The organism is Nocardia sp. KT25-26, from assembly GCF_056627695.1.
In genome coordinates this window covers 1,280,820-1,298,908 of record NZ_CM152813.1, presented here as the reverse complement: position 1 = coordinate 1,298,908, position 18,089 = coordinate 1,280,820, and the positions used below count along the sequence as shown (strand labels likewise).

The following is an 18,089-nucleotide window of genomic DNA, read 5'->3' as shown; positions in this document are numbered from 1 at the left end:
GTGAGAACAAGGACTACCGCATCGAACACGACACCATGGGCGAGGTCCGCGTTCCTGTCGACGCGCTGTGGCGGGCGCAGACTCAGCGAGCGGTGGAGAATTTTCCGATCAGCGGGCGGGGGCTGGAGCGGGCGCAGATTCGGGCGCTGGGATTGTTGAAGGCGGCGTGTGCGCAGGTCAACAAGGACCTGGGGCTGTTGGCGGAGACCAAGGCGGATGCGATCATCGCGGCGGCGAACGAGATCGCGGCGGGGCGCCACGACGATCAGTTCCCGATCGATGTGTTCCAGACGGGGTCGGGCACCAGTTCGAATATGAACGCCAACGAGGTGATCGCCTCGATCGCGGCTCGCAACGGGGTGACGGTGCACCCGAACGACGATGTCAACATGTCGCAGTCGTCGAACGACACCTTCCCGACGGCGACGCATCTGGCGGCCACCGAGGCCGTGGTGACCGAACTGATTCCGGCGCTGGACCATCTGCGGCTGGCGCTGCAGGACAAGGCCGGGCAGTGGCGGACCGTGGTCAAGTCGGGGCGCACACACCTGATGGACGCCGTCCCGGTGACCCTCGGCCAGGAATTCGGCGGGTACACCCGGCAGATCGCGGCCGGGGTGGAGCGGATGCTGGCCACGCTGCCTCGGCTCGGGGAGCTGGCGATCGGCGGCACCGCGGTCGGCACGGGGCTGAACGCTCCGGCCGGTTTCGGTGCGCGGGTGGTGGCGGAACTGGTGCGCACCACGGGTATCGACGCCCTGCGGGAGGCGCGCGATCACTTCGAGGCGCAGGCCGCGCGGGACGGCCTGGTCGAGGCGTCCGGGGCGCTGCGCACCGTCGCGGTCAGCCTGACCAAGATCGCGAACGATATCCGCTGGATGGGGTCCGGGCCGCTGACCGGTCTCGCCGAACTCCAGCTGCCGGATCTGCAGCCGGGCAGCTCGATCATGCCGGGCAAGGTCAATCCGGTACTGCCGGAAGCGGTCACCCAGGTGGCGGCTCAGGTGGTCGGCAACGATGCCGCGATCGCCTTCGGGGGTGCGGGCGGCGCGTTCGAACTGAATGTCTACATCCCGGTGCTGGCGCGCAACCTCCTCGAATCGATTCGGCTGCTGGCCAATGTGTCCCGGCTGTTCGCGGACCGGTGCATCGACGGCCTGACCGCCGACGAGGAGCGGCTGCGGACGCTGGCGGAATCCTCGCCGTCCATTGTGACTCCGCTGAATTCGGCGATCGGCTACGAAGAAGCCGCGGCGGTCGCCAAGGAGGCGTTGCGGGAGAAGAAGACGATCCGGCAGACGGTGATCGACCGGGGACTGATCGGGGAGGATCTCTCCGTCGAAGAACTGGACCGGCGACTGGATGTACTGGCGATGACCGAGACCGACAGCGACTCCTGATCGCCGGGACCCCGGTCCACCACGGCGTCGGCTGCCGCGGGGTCGACCGCGGCCGGTCCGAGGCGTTCGAGTTCGGTGAGTGTCCGAGCGCGGTGCAGTCTCGACCAGGACCGCACCCACCGGCTGCACTTTCGTCCGGGCGCGGAGCCGATCGATGCCGGCATCGGACACAGGACCCCGCAACGAGCCGGCCCCACATCGGGGCCACCTCGGCGGTGCGCCTTGGACCCGATGCCGGGCCGGGCTCGACCGACCGAACGGGCAGGCCGGTCAGGTCGCACCGAACCGGCGGGCCCGGACCGGAACTCGAGGCCGGGCCGGGCTGGACCGGCCGCACGGGCAGGCCGGTCCGGTCGCACCGAACCGCCCACGCATCCGGGCCGCCCGGACACCGGCCGGGCAGGTCAGCCGCGCAGGTGCCCCAACTCGGTGCGGGCCAGTTCGCCCTCCGGGCCGAGATCTTCGCGGGTGAAGACGTTCCACCGGGCCAGCAGCGGGGCGAATACCAGCTCACCCTCGCGGGCCCGGTCGTAGATGCCGGCCGCGGCAAGCGGAGCATCGCTGGTGCCGCCGCCGGGCAATTCGACGGAGGGCACGGTGAACCCGGAGACGCGGTCGGCGATCGCCCGCATGGTCTGGTCGGGTACCAGATCGAGCGCGGCCGACACCAGCTCGGCGAAGAATTCGGCGTGCAATTCGTCGTCGGCGGCGATCCGCTCGGCGATCGCGGTGACGATCGGGTTCTCCCCCAGCGCGGCGGTGTTGCGGTGCCGGACAGCGGCCGCGGCCTCCTCGAAGGCGCTGTTGGCCAGCACGTCCAGCAGATGCAGGGCGGGCCGCCGGAACCCGGCGGTCATATGCGCCATCCGGGCGCGTTCGAGCTGCACCGGGTCGACGGCCCGGGTCACCATCAGATAGTTGCGGATGAGGATCTCGTGCCGGTTCTCCTCGGCGGTCCACCGACCGACCCAGCGCCACCAGGGGCCGGTCCGCAGGTACTTGCCGAGTTCCCGGTGATAGGAGGGCAGATTGTCGGCAATCAGCACGCTCACCGTCAGCGCCAGTTCGGCAACCTCGCCGAGTTCGGACTGTTCGGGATCCCAGTCGGTGCCGCCCAGGAACTGGAAGTTCCGTCCGTCCGACCACGGCACGTATTCGTGTGGCTGCCACTCGGGCGCGGCGGCGACATGCCTGGTCAGGTTCTGTTCCACCACGTCGGCGAGCTGATCCAACAGCTCCCGGTCGGTCAAGAGTTTCTGCACCAGGACAACCTAGCCCCTCCCGGCGCGGTGCGGAGCCTCCTCCCGCATGTCGGGCTCCGCACCGCGGAGGACTCAGTTCATCGTGACGGTGGTCTCGCCGTCCATCCAGGTGATGGTGCCGCCACTGAACTCGCTCATCTTGCCGCCGTCGGCGGTGTCGGTCTCGTCGGAGGTCGGGTAGCCGAGTTCGCCGTCGGCGCCGCCCTCGGCCTCCCAGGCCTCGCGGATGTCACCCCAGACGATGTGAGCGCCGGTCTCCTCGCTCCAGTAGATGGTGCCGCCCTCGAAGTCCTGGTACTCGCCGCCGTTCGGGCCGGCTTCCTGCGGCTCTTCGGGCATGCCGAGCGGGCTGTCCGCGCCGCCTTCGGCGACATACTTCTCGTAGACATTGCCGGAGATCTCGATCTCGCCGTTCGGCGTGTCGATCGTGGTGGATCCGGCGGCTTCGGGATCGTCCATATCGCCGCCGCCGGGAGCGGCGGTCGGGCTCCCATCGGCACCGGTGGTCTCCTCCCCCGGTGACTGCATCACCGAGGACACCACGGAGGTGGCCGAACCGGCCTTGTCCTTGGCCTGGGAGGTGACCGACCCGATGGTGTCGCTCACATCGTCGTTGTCGTCGCCGCAACCGGCGGCACCGAGTACCAGGGCAGCTGCGGCAGCTGCCGCGAGAATTCCAGTCGAACGCCGAGCGAAGTGGTGCATATCCATCCTCTCGAAGGCGGTTTCCCCGAAGGAGGCACTTCGGTGAAACCGAGGCGATGACCGGCAACGGTGCGGCGAAAGTGAAACATCACAGTTCGCCACACCGTTGCCAGGTGGGGTACCGCGGCGGATACTACCTATTTTTCGAGCAGATGGAAGGCCCTACGGCCCGGCTCGCCGACGATTAGCGAGACTCAGGAATTCGGCCCGTACTCCTCCAGCATCTCGGTCACCAATGCAGCGATCGGTGATCGCTCACTCCGGGTCAGCGTCACATGCGCGAAAAGCGGGTGCCCCTTGAGCTTCTCGATCACGGCGGCGACGCCGTCGTGCCGGCCCACCCGCAAGTTGTCCCGCTGCGCGACATCGTGGGTGAGCACCACCCGCGATCCGGTACCCAGCCGGCTCAGCACCGTGAGCAGCACATTGCGTTCCAGCGACTGGGCCTCGTCGACGATCACGAACGAATCGTGCAGTGAGCGACCCCGGATATGCGTCAGCGGCAGCACTTCCAGCATGTCGCGGCTGAGCACTTCCTCCATCACCTCGCGGCTGGCCAGCCCGTCGAGCGTGTCGAAGACCGCCTGCGCCCACGGCCCCATCTTCTCGTTCTCAGTGCCGGGCAGATAGCCGAGTTCCTGGCCGCCCACCGCGTACAGCGGCCGGAACACCACCACCTTGCGCTGCGACCGCCGCTCCAGCACGGCCTCCAGGCCCGCGGTCAGCGCCAGCGCCGACTTACCGGTGCCGGCCCGGCCGCCCAGTGAAATGATGCCGACGCTCTCGTCCAACAGCAGGTCCAGCGCGATCCGCTGCTCGGCCGACCGGCCGTGCAGGCCGAACGCCTCCCGCTCCCGGACCAGCTGCACCCGCTTGTCTGCGGTGACCCGGCCCAGTGCCGACGAGCTGCCACCGAGCAGCCGGATGCCGGTGTGGCAGGGCAGCTCCCGCGCCTCGTCCAGGTCGATCACCGACTCGGCGAACAGGTCGTCGATCTGCGCGCTGGCGACGTCGAGTTCGGCCATTCCGGTCCAGCCGGAGGCCACCACATCCTGGGCGTGGTATTCGTCGGCCCGCAGACCCACCGCGCTGGCCTTCACCCGCAGCGGAATGTCCTTGGACACCAGTACCACCGGGGCGCCCTCGGCGGCCAGGTTCAGGGCGCAGGCCAGAATCCGCGAATCGTTGGTCTCGGTACGGAAGCCGGCCGGCAGCACCGACGGATCTGTGTGGTTCAGTTCCACCTGCAGGGTGCCACCCTCGGTGCCGATCGGCAGCGGCTGATCCAGCCGGCCGTGCTGCAGCCGGAGATCGTCGAGCATGCGCAATGCTTCGCGGGCGAACCAGCCCAGTTCGTGGTGGTGGCGCTTGGCTTCCAGCTCACTGATCACGACCAGCGGTAACACCACCCGATGCTCACCGAAGCGGGATACGGCCCAGGGGTCCGAAAGCAGTACGGAGGTGTCGATGACGAAGGTCTTGCGACCTTCGGGCGAGGGCTCGGCCCCCGGAATCGAGGTCGCGGCTGGAGCGGAAACGGAGCGTGCAACAGTCACGGTGGGCTCCTTAGTCGTTCACGCGGCACCCGCGTGAACGGTCTCGCTGGACCGGTCCGTCCTTCGGGCTGCGACTACGTCAACTGCCCCGAGGGCCGGGTGCCGGCCCCCTCGTACTGAATTTCTCAGTCACGGTCAGGACCTCCCGTACGAATCACACCGACGCGACTCGCATCCACGACGCTACCGGCGATCGGCCGTCCGCGCTGCCGCTCGACCACTGTGTTGCGTGAATTTGTCGTTAACCCCCAGCTCCCGCGGGGTGATCACGCAGCTCCGCCAGCAGCACCGGGATGTGCGAATCCGGCATGTTCGCTTCCTTGACCGCGGTGATCAGGGTGACCCGGCCGCGGGTGGCGAGAGCCCGCAGGCGGTCGAGTTCGCGCCGGGCGGCGGGGGTGGCCAGCTCCGCACGGAACCGCTCGGCGAATTCCGGCTCGCGGCCCGCCGGGTCGGCGTGCAGCCAGTGCCGCAGCTCGGTGGACGGGGTGATCTCCTTGGCCCACTCGTCGATATGGGCCTCGTCCTTGCGGACGCCCCGAGGCCACAGGCGGTCCACCAGCACCCGGGTGCCGTCGTCCGGCGACGCCGTGTCGTATACCCGTTTCACTGCGATATCCGGTGCCGTGTCCATACCGGTATTGCAGCAGATGCAGAGCTTGCGGCACAGATCCGCCACACCGGACGGCCGGACGGTTACGCTCGGAATATGGCCGGAACGGAAGACCTGCAGAAGCTGTCGTCCAAGGAACTGCACGACCGCGCGGTGAAGCTCGCGGTACGGCGCGGGGACGTGAGGTGGTTGTGGAATCTGCTGAAGTCCATCCCGGCCGCCGAAGCCGCAGCCGGGAAGATCGGCGAGAGCGAAGCCGATATCAAGTACGTGCTGCCGATGCTGGACGACTACATCCACGCCGGCGACGGCCGGGTCGCCGACGTGCTGCGGCCGATGTACCTGAACTATCTGCAGGAGCACGCCCGCAGCTGAGCGATTTGCCTGGCCGCATACCCGTCGCAACACCGGCGATCCGGGCCGGCAGCGGGATGTGGCGGGGCGAAGGACCCGCACCGAGCTACCAGCGGGCGTTGCCGCAGCGGCCGATCAGCGGCGCAGTACCGCCCGCACCGCGCCGGTGACGAGCCCGCGCAGGAAGTTCTCCCAGCTGAAGTGGTCGTGCCACAACACGATCCGGCCGTCCCGCAGCTCGAACGTCCCGGTCACCCAGAAGCTGATCCGCAGCGGACCCATCCGCAGATGGTCGGTGCGGTCGGTGAGCACCACATTCCCGTCCGCCGCGATGTGATGCATATCCGCCGAGAACCCGAATCGGTCCCCGTTCAACCCGCGCAACACCATCGCCACCCGGTCGTACCCGCGCACATCCGGCAGCGAAGTGTTCTTCCAGACTATCCCCGGATCGACCAGTTCCAGCGCCTCCGGCACCGCACCGAGCTCGAGCGCCCCGAAGAACTCGTGCACCACGGTGATCGGGTCCTCGGGCAGTTCCGGTACGTCCGGCTTCTCCGACTCAGCGTCCATGAGATGAGCCTAGGCTGCCCGACGGCACAGAGCAGCCACTTTCTCTGCACGCGCACTATCGGCGCAGCTCGCCCGCTCCGGAATCCGGTCGTCCCGAACTGCAGGCCCCCGGTTCGCACCAATCCGGCGGCGTACGGACCTCCGGACGCCGGTCCCAGCGCAACGATGCGGCGAATACCGAGGCGCAAGCCACTTGACACAGCAGCGACCGCCCCACCGGCAGGCAGGGCGGTCGCGAAAACCATCGACTCAGCCGAGCAGGCGCCAGTCCTCCAAGCCCTGGTAGAGCGGCACGCTCTGGGCCAGCTTGGATACGCGGCCGCGCAGGGTTTCGAGGTCGGCGGTGCCGGCGAGGGTGGCGGCGATGATGTCGGCGACCTCGGTGAACTCGGCGTCGCCGAAGCCGCGGGTGGCGAGGGCGGCGGTGCCGATCCGCAGACCGGAGGTGACCATCGGGGGGCGCGGGTCGAACGGGACGGCGTTGCGGTTGACCGTGATGCCGACCTCGTGCAGCAGGTCCTCGGCCTGCTGGCCGTCGAGTTCGGAGTTGCGCAGGTCGACCAGGACCAGGTGCACATCGGTACCGCCGGTCAGCACGCTGACACCCTTGTCCTTGACGTCGGCGCCGGTCAGGCGCTCGGCCAGGATCCGGGCACCGGACAGGGTGCGCTGCTGGCGGTCCTTGAACTCGTCGGTGCCGGCGATCTTGAACGCGGCGGCCTTGGCGGCGATGACATGCATCAGCGGCCCGCCCTGCTGGCCGGGGAACACCGCGCTGTTGAGCTTCTTGGCGAATTCCTTCTTGGCCAGGATCAGGCCGGAGCGCGGACCGCCCAGCGTCTTGTGCACGGTCGAGGAGACCACATCGGCGTACGGCACCGGCGAGGGGTGCAGGCCGGCCGCGACCAGACCGGCGAAGTGCGCCATGTCCACCCACAGGTAGGCGCCGACCTCGTCGGCGATCTCCCGGAACTTCGCGAAATCCTGCTGACGCGGATAGGCCGACCAGCCGGCGACGATCACCTTCGGCTTCGCCGCGAGCGCGATCTCGCGCACCTCGTCCATGTCGATACGGTGGTCTTCCTTGCTGACCCCGTAGGAGTGCACGTCGTACAGCTTGCCGGAGAAGTTCAGCCGCATGCCGTGGGTGAGGTGACCGCCGTGCGCCAGGTCCAGACCCAGCAGCGTTTCGCCCGGGTTCATCAGTGCCATCAGCACCGCGGCGTTGGCCTGCGCACCGGAATGCGGCTGCACATTGGCGAACTCAGCGCCGAAGAGCTCCTTGGCCCGCTCCCGGGCCAGGTTCTCGACCACGTCGACGGCTTCACAGCCGCCGTAGTAGCGGCGGCCCGGGTACCCCTCGGCGTACTTGTTGGTGAGCACGCTGCCCTGCGCCTGCAGCACGGCGCGCGGCACGAAGTTCTCCGAGGCGATCATCTCGAGGGTGTCGCGTTCGCGAGCGAGCTCGCCCGCCATCGCGGCGGCCAACTCGGGGTCGAGCTCACCGAGAGACTGGGTATTCACCGAAGCGGTCGTCTGCGTCACGACCCTCAGTCTATGGGCCGACGGCGCATCGCCCAGCAGCGGGTTCGCCGCGGGACCGGCCGAGTGAGCTGCACCACTGCCACCGGACGCGGCGAGGCGCAATCGATCACCGTAACGCCGCACCGGCGGAGACCGACATCACAACTGTCCGTGTCCGACCGCAGGAGAGAAGGTCGCCATGTCCGCACCGATCGCTCGTCCGGCCCACCGGGTCGTCCCCGACAACCCGGTCGACGCACTGCTGCTCGCCCTGGCCCAGGCGGCATGCACGATCTCGTCCGGCGAAGGCTGCATGGTCATCCAGTAGACCGCGCCACCGGACGTGAGCCCCACCCCGGCCGGGTGATCACATCGCCCGGACCGCGCCCGGGGTGAGCGGCTCGTCCAGCAACCGGCGGAAGCGGTCGGCCCGGTCGTCGGCGTCGACGGCCCGGTCCAGCCAGCCGCCCAGCAACCGGTACCCCTCCACGTAGGTGCTGATGTAGGCCCGCCACAGCGGCGAGGACAGGAAGCGCAGCGACTGCCGGGCCCGCTCCGGGGTGAGCAGCAGCCAGGTCTGCAGGAATTCGGCGACCTCGTCGGCGCTGCGGTGCCGGTCGTGCAGCAGCAGCGCCGCATCCTGCCGCACCGGCAGCAGGTTCGCCCCGGCCTCGGAGAGCCGTTCGGCGCGGTCGCCGTCGAAACGGAGCCCGAGGTCGGCGTAGATCTCCTCCGCCCATTTGCCCCAGCCCGGGCCGACGATCGACCGCAACGCGAGGTCGGCCAGGCCCTCGGCCATCAGGCACTGCGGGGTGTTGACCAGGAACAGCGTCTGCTCGGCCTGTCCGCCCGCCACCAGACCGGCCTCTTTGCGGCAGTGCTCGGTGTGGTGCCCCGGATAGGCCTCGTGCGCTATCAGCGCCGGCAGATGCGCCATCTGCTGTTTGAGGTCGGAGTTGATCGCGACGGTGGAGCGGTAGTCGCCCAGGTAGTAGTTGAAACCGGACCAGGGCTTGTCGCCGACCACCTCGTAGGTCACCTGTTCGTGGTCGGGCAGCGGATAGCGCTGCCGGACCCGTTCGCGCAGCGCACCGGAGAAGGCGTCGACGCATTCGCGCAGCCGCTCCGGCGGAACCTCCTCGGCGCGGCGATGCGCGGCCAGCCGTTCGCCGAGCGGCCCGGAACCGCCGAGGACCTCGTCCATCCGACGATGCGCTTCCCGGTACTCGTCGGGGTCGCCGGGGGCGATGTCGACGTCGAAATACGCCCGCACCTCGTCGACGAAGCCGATGTCGTCGCCGGCGAACTTGCGGGCCGAGCACTCCATCGCCCGCAGATGCACATCCAGGAACTCGGTGCGCTGCCCGGACAACCCCGCATCGGGCAGCTCGGCGCGGAGCGCGGCCGCTCGCCGGGCCAGCACGCGCGGTTCCGGTGGCGCCGCATCCGCCACCTCCCGGCGCAGCGCCGGGTCGCCGGTGTAGGCGTCGACGAACCCCTCTTCGATCCGGTCGAATGCCAGGCCGAGCCGCAGATATTCGGTGACGAGCGGATGCGCTTCCATGACAGCCGACCCTAGCGGCCGAGCTGCCTACCGGCGGGTAGAACCACCCCGCCGCACGGTCTGCCGAGATGCGGAGCACAATCGGAGAGCATGCGGTCGAAGTTCCTCAGGCTGTCGCGGGCTCACTGCCCGGACACCCGCTCTGTGCGTGTTTCCCCGGATCGGGCAGCGGGTAAGTGGCACGGATGAGTGAGCCCAGTCCGTATGTGGAGTTCGATCGGTCGCAGTGGCGGACGCTACGCAAGTCCACGCCACTGATCCTGACCGAAGAAGAGCTGATCGGGCTGCGCGGTCTCGGTGAGCAGATCGATCTGGAAGAGGTCGCGGAGGTTTACCTGCCGCTGGCCCGGTTGATCCATCTGCAGGTGGCCGCCAAACAGCGCCTGTTCGCCGCCACGGCCACGTTCCTCGGCGAGCAGCACCCCGACCGGCAGGTGCCGTTCGTGATCGGGGTGGCCGGCAGCGTCGCCGTCGGCAAGTCGACCACGGCCCGCGTCCTGCAGGCCCTGCTCGCCCGCTGGGACCATCATCCGCGGGTGGATCTGGTCACCACCGACGGATTCCTCCACTCGACGGCGGAGTTGAACCGGCGCGGCATCATGCACCGCAAGGGGTTCCCGGAGAGCTACGACCGGCGCAAGCTGCTGCGCTTCGTCACCGAGGTCAAGTCCGGCGCCGCCGAGGTGTGTGCCCCGGTGTACTCGCACATCTCCTACGACATCGTGCCCGACGAGATGCACTGCGTCCGGCAGCCGGACATCCTGATCGTCGAGGGCCTCAATGTGCTGCAGACCGGCCCGCGGCTGATGGTCTCGGACCTGTTCGACTTCTCGATCTACGTCGATGCGCGTATCGAGGACATCGAGAACTGGTACGTGCAGCGCTTTCTCGCCCTGCGTAAGACCGCGTTCGCGGATCCGGAGGCGCATTTCCACCACTACGCCGCCTTCACCGACGAACAGGCCACCGCGGCCGCCCGGGACATCTGGAACTCCACCAACCGGCCCAACCTGGTGGAGAACATCCTGCCGACCCGGCCGCGCGCCACGCTGGTACTTCGCAAGGACGCCGACCACAGCATCAACCGGCTGCGGCTGCGGAAGCTCTGACGGTAGCTGCTACAGCTTCCAGGCGGCGTCCAGCCGGGTCGCCACGTCGATATTGCGGACGGCGGCGATCTCGGGTTTGCGGATCTCGGTGCGGATGTAGCGTGCCACGAACCGGCGGATCTCGTGGTCCACGCTGGCCAGGATGCGCAGCAACTGGCCGCGTTTGGTGGCACTGGCCACGTTCACCCGGACATCGCTCGCGCGCGGTTCCGCGATATCGATGACCACCCGGAGCGGATCGGCGGTCCGGGCGGTCAGATGCAGATGCACGGTCCCGTCGACCCGGAACCGGGACCGGTCCACGGCGAGATCGACGACCAGGTCGACATGCAGCGGAATGGTGAGTTCGAACGAGATCAGCGTGTCGATATAGCGGTCGATGCGCGGCTGCCCCAGCTCCACCCCGGCGGTGACCTTGGCCAATCGGCCGGGCCCCACCCCGATCGGGCCGAAATCGAAGGCGGCGCCGGTCAGTTCACCGAAGGCCGCGGCGATGCGTTCCTCGGAGACCGCATACTCCAGGAAGCGCCTGCCGAATTCCTCATAGCTGATGTAGGAGTGCTGCGACGAGTCCACCAAGTCCGGTTCCACGGACCCGACGGTACGCGAACAGCTGTGTCTGCTACGCCGTGATCAGACACCGAATCGCCGATGCCGGGCAGCGAAGTCGCGTAGCGCGCGCAGGAAGTCGACGCGGCGGAACTCGGGCCAGTACGCCTCGGTGAACCAGATCTCCGAGTAGGCGCTCTGCCACAACAGGAACCCGGACAGCCGTTGCTCCCCGGAGGTGCGGATGACCAGATCCGGATCCGGCTGACCGGAGGTGTAGAGGTGCTGGCCGATCGCGTTCACGGTGATCGACTGGACCAGGTCCTCACCGGACTCACCGGCCGCGATCTCCTGCCGCACCAGCGAACGGACCGCATCGGTGATCTCCTGCCGCCCGCCGTATCCGACCGCCACGTTGACGTGCACACCGCCGCGGCCCTCGGTCCGCCCGGCCGCGGCCCGGAGACGGGCGGCGATCGGTTCCGGGAACCCGTCCAGGGACCCGACCAGCCGCACACTCCAGTCCTGTTCGGGGGCCGACAATTCCTCGACGACGTCGGTGATCACCTCGAACAGCGTCTCCAGCTCGTCGGGGTCGCGCCGCAGGTTCTCGGTGGAGAGCAGATAGACGGTGACCATCTCGATGCCCTGGTCGGAGCACCAGCCGACCAGTTCGGCGATCTTGAGCGCGCCCACCCGATGCCCGTGACTGACATCGGTGAAACCGTTCTCACGCGCCCAGCGCCGGTTGCCGTCGCACATCACCGCCACATGGCGGGGGTGCTGCTTACCGGCCAGCTGCTTGGACAGCCTGGCCTCGTAGACGCGATACGGCAGCCCGCGCACCTGCCCAGGAAACTTCACGGAGCCCAAGCCTACGCGCGGGGTCGGTTGTGGTTGCGAGGGCGGGTGTGATCGGGTCCACTGTGCCGAGGAACTCACCCGGCCCGAATCGACAAAAACCTACGGTACCGTAGGTGCAAACTTACGGTCGCGTAGGTTCGAGGAGGTGACGTGGTCGACAGCGCACAGCAGCTACCGGCGTCCGATATGGTGCCGCTCCCGGTGAAACCGCGGCTGCGGGGCTGGATTCACACCTGGGCGGTCGGCATCGCCGCCGTCGCCATGCTCGCACTGGTGACGGTTGCCGCCGAACGGTCGGCGACCGCCGGATGGGCGACGCTGGTCTATGCGGTGAGTATCTGCGCCCTGTTCGGGATCAGCGCGGTGTATCACCGGGTGACCTGGCAGTCGGACCGGACCCGGACCCGGATGAAACGGGCCGACCATTCGATGATCTTCCTGTTCATCGCTGGCAGCTACACCCCGTTCGCACTCCTCGGCCTGCCCGGAACGACCGGACGCATTCTGCTGGCCGTGGTCTGGGCGGGCGCGCTCGCCGGGGTCACCCTCAAACTGGCCTGGCCGGCCGCACCGCGCTGGGTCGGCGTACCGCTCTATCTGCTGCTCGGCTGGGCCATTGTGCCGGTCGCCCCCGAACTGCTGCATCAGGTGGGCGTGGCACCACTGCTCCTGCTGCTGATCGGCGGGCTGATCTACAGCGGCGGTGCGATTCTCTACGCGACCCGCTGGCCGGAGCCCTGGCCGGGCGTTTTCGGGCATCACGAGTTCTTCCATGCGGCAACTGTGATCGCGGCAATATGCCACTATGCGGCCGTATGGGTGGTCGTGCTGCGGTTCTGATCTCTATGCTCGACCGACGTGACGTCCGTCTCTGAAAACCCCGCGCGGTGATCGACCCGGCCCGCTGGGCCCTGCATGCGCGCTGGGGGCTGGCAGCGGTCGTCATCGCCGCGAACTTCGCCGGTGTGGTCGCCATCTTCCTGGTCATGTGGGCCGGCGGCATCTTCACCCGGATCGGTGACGACTGGCAGCGGGCCCTGGTGCTGACCGCGATCTACCCGGCGGTGGCGTCGATCGCCGGAATCGGGTTCGCCCTCCGCGACCGCACCGTCTACCTGGGCTGGCTCGACCGGGGTCGGCGCCCCACGCCCGCCGAGGCGAAACGCCTGCTCCGGCTGCCCGTTGCGGTGGCGGCCCGGGCGCTGGCGCTCTGGCTGCCCGGCATGCTGCTGGCGGTGGTCCTGGTCGTACACCTCACCGACTACCGCAATGTCGCGGTGCTCACCTCCGGCTTGGTGCTGGGTGCACTGGAATCGGCCGGGTGGACCTTCCTCATCGTGGATCGGCTGCTGCGGCCGACGGTTCCGGTGGTCACGGCGGTGCTCGGCTCCGCCATGCACTGGAGCTCCTCGGTCATGGTCCGGGTCGTCATCACCTTCCTGGTGTCGGGTGCGCTGCCGTTCTCCATCGTCATCGTGGTGCTCAGCGACACCTCCTCCGATGCCGGTGCCCGGGTGCGGGCCGCGCTGCTCTTCTCGGTGATCGGCCTGATCACCGGGGTACTGGCCACCGGAGTCCTGGCCCGTTCGGTGGCGACGCCGATCCGCAAGCTGCGCCGGGCCCTGGACCGGATCACCGAGGGCGATCTCGACGTCCGGGTGCCGATGCGCAGTACCTCCGAGATCGGCCGGCTGGAGAACTCGGTGAACGAGCTCGCCGTCTCGCTGCGGGAACGGATGCGCACCCAGGACGTGTTCGGCCGGCACGTCGGCCCCGGGGTCGCCGAACGGGCCCTGGCCGGCGGTACCGACCTGACCGGCGAGATCCGGGTCGTCTCGGCACTGTTCGTCGACGTCACCGGCTCGGTACAGCTGGCCGCCGAACGGCCGCCGCAGGAATTCGTGGCCACCCTGAACCGGCTGCTGACCACCGTGGTCACCGCGACCGAGACCAACGGCGGCCTGGTCAACAAGTTCGTCGGCGATGCCGCGCTGTGCGTCTTCGGAACGCCGCTGGCATTGGCCGACAACGCCTCTCCGGCGCTACGGGCGGCCCGGCAGATCCGCGACGAGGTGTCCGCCGCGGGCGAGGTGGACATCGGCATCGGCGTCGCGCGCGGCCGGGTCTTCGCCGGTGACATCGGCAGCGACACCCGCATGGAGTTCACCGTGATCGGTGAGGCCGTCAACGAAGCCGCCCGCCTCACCGAGGCCGCCAAACAGGTACCCCGCCGACTCCTGGTCGGTGACGACGTGCTGCGGGCCGCCGACGCCACCGAACGCGCCCACTGGCAGCACTACGGGGAGCTGCGGCTACGCGGTATCGACGACCCCGTCACCTGCTGGACCGATACCGAACTCGATGCCACGGCATCGAGCAGTTTCGCTTCGCGCACCTGAGATCCCGGCTTCGCCTGCCACCTTCTCCGAGTGTTCCGGGTATCCCGTACCGCAGTCGACTGCCCGGACCGTTCCGACGGCATCGTCGGTACTACGCCCGACTCGGCAACCGATCCGCGGCGACGGCATCCGCCCGTTTCACCGGCTGTCCTCCGGCGCAGTCGAAAGGTGTGGCACCCAGATCGGTTCGCTCGGGCTGCCCATGTCGGTGCCGGCGACTACGCTTCGGCCATGGGATCGGTTGCCAACACCATGGAGAAGCTGTTCACCAAGCTGAACGCCGCGGTCTATCGGGCGAGCAACGGCAAGCTGGGCGGCCGCTTCGGCGGCGCACCGGTGCTGTTGCTGAACACCGTGGGGCGTAAGACCGGGAAGGCACGGACGACTCCGCTGCTGTACCTGAAGGACGGGGAGCGCTACGTCGTCGTCGCCTCACACGCCGGGGCCCCCACCGATCCGGCCTGGTGGCTGAATCTGCGCGCGGCCCCGGAAACCACCATCGAGGTCGGCGGCGACGCCATCGACGTCACCGCCGCCGAAATCACTGGGGATGAACGCGCCGCGCTGTGGCCGAAGCTGGATGCAATGTACTCCGGATTCGCCCGATACCGCACCAAGACCGACCGCGATTTCCCGGTCGTCGCTTTGACTCCGGTCGGCTGACTCTCGGCCGGCCGGGTTGCCACACGACTCTCCGGGCCGGTCAGTCGTCCGCCGACACCAGCATCACCGTTTCCGGCACAGCCGCAGCCAAGGCTTGGTCGAATGTGGCCAGGATTGCCCCGTTCGCCTTCGCCAACGCCGCCAGGTACGCATCGGTCACCTGGCGGTGTCCGTGCACGTGATCGAGGTCGATATCGGCATAGGAAAGGGAATCCGGCCAGACCTCGCATCCGGGAAGCTTGTGCACCGCACGGAGGACTTCGACGGCCGTAGCACTGCTTTCGCCGAGCCGGACGAGGAACCGGACGAGCGATCCCTCCACCACTGGACATACCGCGAATCGTTCGAGCCGACCGGCCCATTGCGATGCCCGCTCATGATGCTCATGTTCACTGACAGTCAGTGCGATCAAGACATTGGCATCCAACAGGAACGTCGTCATTCGTCATCCAGGGCGGCGGCAACGTCCTCACTGGTGACTCTGCGACCAACGCTCACGACTGGAAAGCCGGACCGATCATCGGTGCCGATACGCAGTGGTTCGTCCAGCTGACTCAAGCCTCGTGCAGCAAGTTCGGCGACCGTAGCCGACAACGACTGCCGCCGGGCCTTGGCGAGTCTCATCGCGCGGCAATGCACCGCGGGGGGCAGATCAACCGTTGTGCGCATACCTGCATCATACCTGCATCACAACTGATGCAACAGGCCATCGCGACCGGCCGCTGCGGCCGACCGGGCCCGTCGGCTCCGCCTCGTGCGGCCCGCACTCGGAAAATCCGTGTCTGCCGGGTTCGACCGGCCGGCAACTCGGCTCCGGTCGGCCTACTCGCCGAGTAGCGCCGCCCGTAGTGCCGCTTCGGTCGTGACCGGCAGGTCGCAGACGGAGCCGCGGCAGACGTAGGCCGCCGGAGCACCGTCGACCAGGGCGCGTTCGGCGAGCAGCGGGGCGGAGTCGGGGGCGCCTGCCAGGATCACCGAGCCACCAGGTGCGGCAGTCCGGGCGGTTGCGGTCAGGTCGGACGACCCGGTATCGGTGGCGACGGCGATCTGCAGCGGCCCCTGGACTGCGGCTTCCGCGACGGCCAGCCAGTGGCCGGCGGTGCGCGGCGCCTTCGCCAGCAGGACCGCACCGCGATGCAGGGTCTGCTCGGCGAGGTCGCGGTAGCGGACAGCGCGGTCGGGATCGGCCAGCGCGGAGGCGGTGAGCAGGGCCTCGGCCAGGGCGGAGGCACCGGCGGGAGTGGCGCCGTCCAGCGGGTCACGGGGGCGGGCGACCAGGGTTTCGGCGTCGTCAGCGGTATCGAACCAGCTACCGGGCTCGGCCGCGTCGGCGAAGTGCCGCAGGGCGGTGTCGAGCAGTTCGTGCGCGGCATCCTGCCAGCTCGCCGCACTGGTGGCCTGGTATAGCGCGAGCAGGCCGGTGACCAGCCACGCATGATCCTCCAGCACCCCGGTGGGGGCACCCACCACACCATCCAGCGAGGCCCGGCGCAGCCGCCCGTCCACGACGTGGACATCGAGCAGGAAGCGCGCACAGCGGGCCGCGGCGTCGACCCAATCGGGTTGTGCGAGTGCGGCACCGGCCTCGGAGAGGGCGGTGATCGCCATGCCGTTCCAGGCCGTCACCACCTTGTCGTCGCGGGCCGGCTGGGGGCGCCGGTCGCGGGCCTGCCGGAGGATGCCGCGCACCCGATCGAGGCGCGCCTCGTCGTCGGGATCCCGGTACCGGGTGAGCACCGAGGTGCCCTGTTCGAAATTCCCGCCGGCGCTCACCCCGAAGACGTCGGCCGCCCAGGCGCCGTCGATGGCACCGAGCACGCCGGTCAGTTCGGCCGGAGTCCAGACGTAGGTGGCACCTTCGACGCCGGGGCCGCCCGGTTCCAGCTGGGTATCCGCGTCCAGGGCGGAGGCGAATCCGCCGGTGGCGGTGCCGAGATCGGCGAGCAGGAAACCGGCCGTTTCGCGGGTGATCCGCGGCGCGATCGATTCCGGATGCCGCCGGGCCAGATGCGCATACACCCGCAGCAGCAGCGCGTTGTCGTACAGCATCTTCTCGAAATGCGGTACCACCCAGGCGGTGTCGACCGCATACCGGGCGAACCCGCCGCCCAGCTGGTCGTAGATGCCGCCGCGCGCCATCGCCGTGGCCGCCCGCTCGACCACCTCGGCAGCCGCGGGGTCACCGGTGCGCTCGGCATGCCGGAGCAGCCCCTCCAGCAGCGCCGACGGCGGGAACTTCGGCGCCCCGCCGAAACCACCGTGCTCCCGGTCCTCGTCCTGGGTCACCGTGGCCACGGCGTGCGCGAGCAACTCCGGGCCGATCGCGAAATCGGCGCCGGGCAGCCCACCGGCCTGGGCGCGCAGCCCCTCCGCGACCTGGGCGGCCGCCTGATCCACCTCGGGCCGCCGGTTGTGCCAGGTGTCCGCAACCGCGGTCAGCAGTTGCGTGAACGACGGCATCCCGCCCCGCGGGACCTTCGGGTAGTACGTGCCGCAGTAGAACGGCTCCCCGGCCGGGGTGAGGAAGCAGGTCATCGGCCAGCCGCCCTGCCCGGTCATCGCGATCGTCGCGTTCATGTAGACCGCGTCGATATCGGGCCGTTCCTCCCGATCCACCTTCACGCAGACGAACTCCGCGTTCATCAGCTCGGCAGTCGCCGCGTCCTCGAACGACTCGTGCGCCATCACATGGCACCAGTGGCAGGACGCGTATCCGACGGAGAGCAGGATCGGCACATCCCGTTCCCGCGCCTGGGCCAGCGCGTCGGCATCCCATTCCCGCCAGTGCACCGGATTGTCGGCATGCTGGCGCAGGTAGGGCGAGGTGGCATCGACCAAACGATTCACCCTTCGAGCCTCCCACACCCGGCCACCATCACGCACGGTCCACCGCGCCCGCCGCCACCTGCCGCACCCGCTGCCTCCGGTCGCCCCGAATCGGTCGGCATGCTTGC

At 68.9% G+C, this 18,089-nt stretch carries 19 protein-coding genes; 7 read left to right on the top strand and 12 right to left on the bottom strand.

What is annotated here, in order from left to right; genetic code table 11:
* The first annotated feature begins 35 nt into the window (after positions 1 to 35).
* Complete coding sequence (locus tag AC1HFH_RS05855; RefSeq protein ID WP_480247728.1) at positions 36 to 1,400, top strand: class II fumarate hydratase; 1,365 nt, start codon at positions 36 to 38, stop codon at positions 1,398 to 1,400.
* 404 nt (positions 1,401 to 1,804) lie between these two features.
* Here AC1HFH_RS05855 and AC1HFH_RS05850 read toward each other — a convergent pair whose 3' ends face one another.
* The 4 genes from AC1HFH_RS05850 to AC1HFH_RS05835 all read right to left on the bottom strand — a co-directional run bounded on the left by AC1HFH_RS05850 (position 1,805) and on the right by AC1HFH_RS05835 (position 5,557).
* Positions 1,805 to 2,662, bottom strand: coding sequence for an acyl-ACP desaturase (locus tag AC1HFH_RS05850; RefSeq protein WP_480246407.1), 858 nt, complete (start codon positions 2,660 to 2,662; stop codon positions 1,805 to 1,807).
* Positions 2,663 to 2,734: 72 nt separating this feature from the next.
* On the bottom strand, positions 2,735 to 3,367 hold the full coding sequence (locus tag AC1HFH_RS05845; RefSeq protein ID WP_480246406.1) for an LGFP repeat-containing protein: 633 nt from the start codon (positions 3,365 to 3,367) through the stop codon (positions 2,735 to 2,737).
* Positions 3,368 to 3,561: 194 nt separating this feature from the next.
* A complete protein-coding gene (locus AC1HFH_RS05840) occupies positions 3,562 to 4,923 on the bottom strand; it encodes a PhoH family protein (RefSeq protein WP_480246405.1) in 1,362 nt (453 codons plus the stop codon).
* 241 nt (positions 4,924 to 5,164) lie between these two features.
* The gene (locus AC1HFH_RS05835; RefSeq protein ID WP_480246404.1) at positions 5,165 to 5,557 is read right to left on the bottom strand and encodes a DUF488 domain-containing protein; all 393 of its coding nucleotides are present in this window, start codon (positions 5,555 to 5,557) and stop codon (positions 5,165 to 5,167) included.
* 75 nt (positions 5,558 to 5,632) lie between these two features.
* On the opposite strand from AC1HFH_RS05835, the gene AC1HFH_RS05830 reads away from it, so the two are divergent.
* Positions 5,633 to 5,911: a hypothetical protein gene (locus tag AC1HFH_RS05830; RefSeq protein WP_480246403.1), complete on the top strand. Its 279-nt coding sequence runs from the start codon at positions 5,633 to 5,635 to the stop codon at positions 5,909 to 5,911.
* A gap of 114 nt (positions 5,912 to 6,025) precedes the next feature.
* On the opposite strand, the gene AC1HFH_RS05825 is transcribed toward AC1HFH_RS05830, so the two are convergent.
* A complete protein-coding gene (locus AC1HFH_RS05825) occupies positions 6,026 to 6,463 on the bottom strand; it encodes a limonene-1,2-epoxide hydrolase family protein (protein ID WP_480246402.1) in 438 nt (145 codons plus the stop codon).
* 249 nt (positions 6,464 to 6,712) lie between these two features.
* Positions 6,713 to 7,939, bottom strand: a complete 1,227-nt coding sequence (glyA, locus tag AC1HFH_RS05820) for a serine hydroxymethyltransferase (protein ID WP_480247727.1) — start codon at positions 7,937 to 7,939, stop codon at positions 6,713 to 6,715.
* 247 nt (positions 7,940 to 8,186) lie between these two features.
* On the opposite strand from glyA, the gene AC1HFH_RS05815 reads away from it, so the two are divergent.
* The gene (locus AC1HFH_RS05815) at positions 8,187 to 8,315 is read left to right on the top strand and encodes a hypothetical protein (protein ID WP_480246401.1); all 129 of its coding nucleotides are present in this window, start codon (positions 8,187 to 8,189) and stop codon (positions 8,313 to 8,315) included.
* Positions 8,316 to 8,354: 39 nt separating this feature from the next.
* Here AC1HFH_RS05815 and AC1HFH_RS05810 read toward each other — a convergent pair whose 3' ends face one another.
* Complete coding sequence (locus tag AC1HFH_RS05810; protein ID WP_480246400.1) at positions 8,355 to 9,551, bottom strand: DUF885 domain-containing protein; 1,197 nt, start codon at positions 9,549 to 9,551, stop codon at positions 8,355 to 8,357.
* A 176-nt stretch (positions 9,552 to 9,727) separates the two neighbouring features.
* On the opposite strand from AC1HFH_RS05810, the gene coaA reads away from it, so the two are divergent.
* A complete protein-coding gene (gene coaA, locus AC1HFH_RS05805; protein ID WP_480246399.1) occupies positions 9,728 to 10,660 on the top strand; it encodes a type I pantothenate kinase in 933 nt (310 codons plus the stop codon).
* Positions 10,661 to 10,669: 9 nt separating this feature from the next.
* On the opposite strand, the gene AC1HFH_RS05800 is transcribed toward coaA, so the two are convergent.
* Both AC1HFH_RS05800 and AC1HFH_RS05795 read right to left on the bottom strand, forming a co-directional pair.
* Entirely contained in the window at positions 10,670 to 11,251 is a 582-nt protein-coding gene (locus AC1HFH_RS05800; protein ID WP_480246398.1) for a hypothetical protein, read from the bottom strand.
* Positions 11,252 to 11,293: 42 nt separating this feature from the next.
* The gene (locus AC1HFH_RS05795) at positions 11,294 to 12,082 is read right to left on the bottom strand and encodes an isoprenyl transferase (protein ID WP_480246397.1); all 789 of its coding nucleotides are present in this window, start codon (positions 12,080 to 12,082) and stop codon (positions 11,294 to 11,296) included.
* Positions 12,083 to 12,259: 177 nt separating this feature from the next.
* Between AC1HFH_RS05795 and trhA the strand changes: the two genes are divergently transcribed.
* The 3 genes from trhA (at position 12,260) to AC1HFH_RS05780 (ending at position 15,135) form a co-directional block, all read left to right on the top strand.
* The gene (gene trhA / locus AC1HFH_RS05790; RefSeq protein WP_480247726.1) at positions 12,260 to 12,913 is read left to right on the top strand and encodes a PAQR family membrane homeostasis protein TrhA; all 654 of its coding nucleotides are present in this window, start codon (positions 12,260 to 12,262) and stop codon (positions 12,911 to 12,913) included.
* A 47-nt stretch (positions 12,914 to 12,960) separates the two neighbouring features.
* Complete coding sequence (locus AC1HFH_RS05785; protein WP_480246396.1) at positions 12,961 to 14,472, top strand: adenylate/guanylate cyclase domain-containing protein; 1,512 nt, start codon at positions 12,961 to 12,963, stop codon at positions 14,470 to 14,472.
* 231 nt (positions 14,473 to 14,703) lie between these two features.
* Positions 14,704 to 15,135 carry a nitroreductase family deazaflavin-dependent oxidoreductase gene (locus AC1HFH_RS05780; protein ID WP_480246395.1) on the top strand — a complete coding sequence of 144 codons (432 nt, stop codon included), beginning with the start codon at positions 14,704 to 14,706 and terminating at the stop codon, positions 15,133 to 15,135.
* 40 nt (positions 15,136 to 15,175) lie between these two features.
* On the opposite strand, the gene AC1HFH_RS05775 is transcribed toward AC1HFH_RS05780, so the two are convergent.
* The 3 genes from AC1HFH_RS05775 to AC1HFH_RS05765 all read right to left on the bottom strand — a co-directional run bounded on the left by AC1HFH_RS05775 (position 15,176) and on the right by AC1HFH_RS05765 (position 17,982).
* Complete coding sequence (locus AC1HFH_RS05775) at positions 15,176 to 15,577, bottom strand: TA system VapC family ribonuclease toxin (RefSeq protein ID WP_480246394.1); 402 nt, start codon at positions 15,575 to 15,577, stop codon at positions 15,176 to 15,178.
* A complete protein-coding gene (locus AC1HFH_RS05770; RefSeq protein ID WP_480246393.1) occupies positions 15,574 to 15,804 on the bottom strand; it encodes an antitoxin in 231 nt (76 codons plus the stop codon). The genes AC1HFH_RS05775 and AC1HFH_RS05770 overlap by 4 nt, the downstream gene beginning before the upstream one ends.
* A gap of 153 nt (positions 15,805 to 15,957) precedes the next feature.
* The gene (locus AC1HFH_RS05765; RefSeq protein ID WP_480246392.1) at positions 15,958 to 17,982 is read right to left on the bottom strand and encodes a thioredoxin domain-containing protein; all 2,025 of its coding nucleotides are present in this window, start codon (positions 17,980 to 17,982) and stop codon (positions 15,958 to 15,960) included.
* Between the last annotated feature and the right edge of the window lie 107 nt (positions 17,983 to 18,089).

Coding starts and splice junctions, on each gene's coding strand:
- trhA (WP_480247726.1), top strand. CDS start 12,260: ATGGTGCCGCTCCCGGTGAAACCGCGGCTGCGGGGCTGGATTCACACC.
- AC1HFH_RS05855 (WP_480247728.1), top strand. CDS start 36: ATGGGCGAGGTCCGCGTTCCTGTCGACGCGCTGTGGCGGGCGCAGACT.
- AC1HFH_RS05775 (WP_480246394.1), bottom strand. CDS start 15,577: ATGACGACGTTCCTGTTGGATGCCAATGTCTTGATCGCACTGACTGTC.
- AC1HFH_RS05815 (WP_480246401.1), top strand. CDS start 8,187: ATGTCCGCACCGATCGCTCGTCCGGCCCACCGGGTCGTCCCCGACAAC.
- AC1HFH_RS05845 (WP_480246406.1), bottom strand. CDS start 3,367: ATGCACCACTTCGCTCGGCGTTCGACTGGAATTCTCGCGGCAGCTGCC.
- AC1HFH_RS05770 (WP_480246393.1), bottom strand. CDS start 15,804: ATGCGCACAACGGTTGATCTGCCCCCCGCGGTGCATTGCCGCGCGATG.
- AC1HFH_RS05830 (WP_480246403.1), top strand. CDS start 5,633: ATGGCCGGAACGGAAGACCTGCAGAAGCTGTCGTCCAAGGAACTGCAC.
- AC1HFH_RS05780 (WP_480246395.1), top strand. CDS start 14,704: ATGGGATCGGTTGCCAACACCATGGAGAAGCTGTTCACCAAGCTGAAC.
- AC1HFH_RS05835 (WP_480246404.1), bottom strand. CDS start 5,557: ATGGACACGGCACCGGATATCGCAGTGAAACGGGTATACGACACGGCG.
- glyA (WP_480247727.1), bottom strand. CDS start 7,939: ATGGCGGGCGAGCTCGCTCGCGAACGCGACACCCTCGAGATGATCGCC.
- AC1HFH_RS05810 (WP_480246400.1), bottom strand. CDS start 9,551: ATGGAAGCGCATCCGCTCGTCACCGAATATCTGCGGCTCGGCCTGGCA.
- AC1HFH_RS05825 (WP_480246402.1), bottom strand. CDS start 6,463: ATGGACGCTGAGTCGGAGAAGCCGGACGTACCGGAACTGCCCGAGGAC.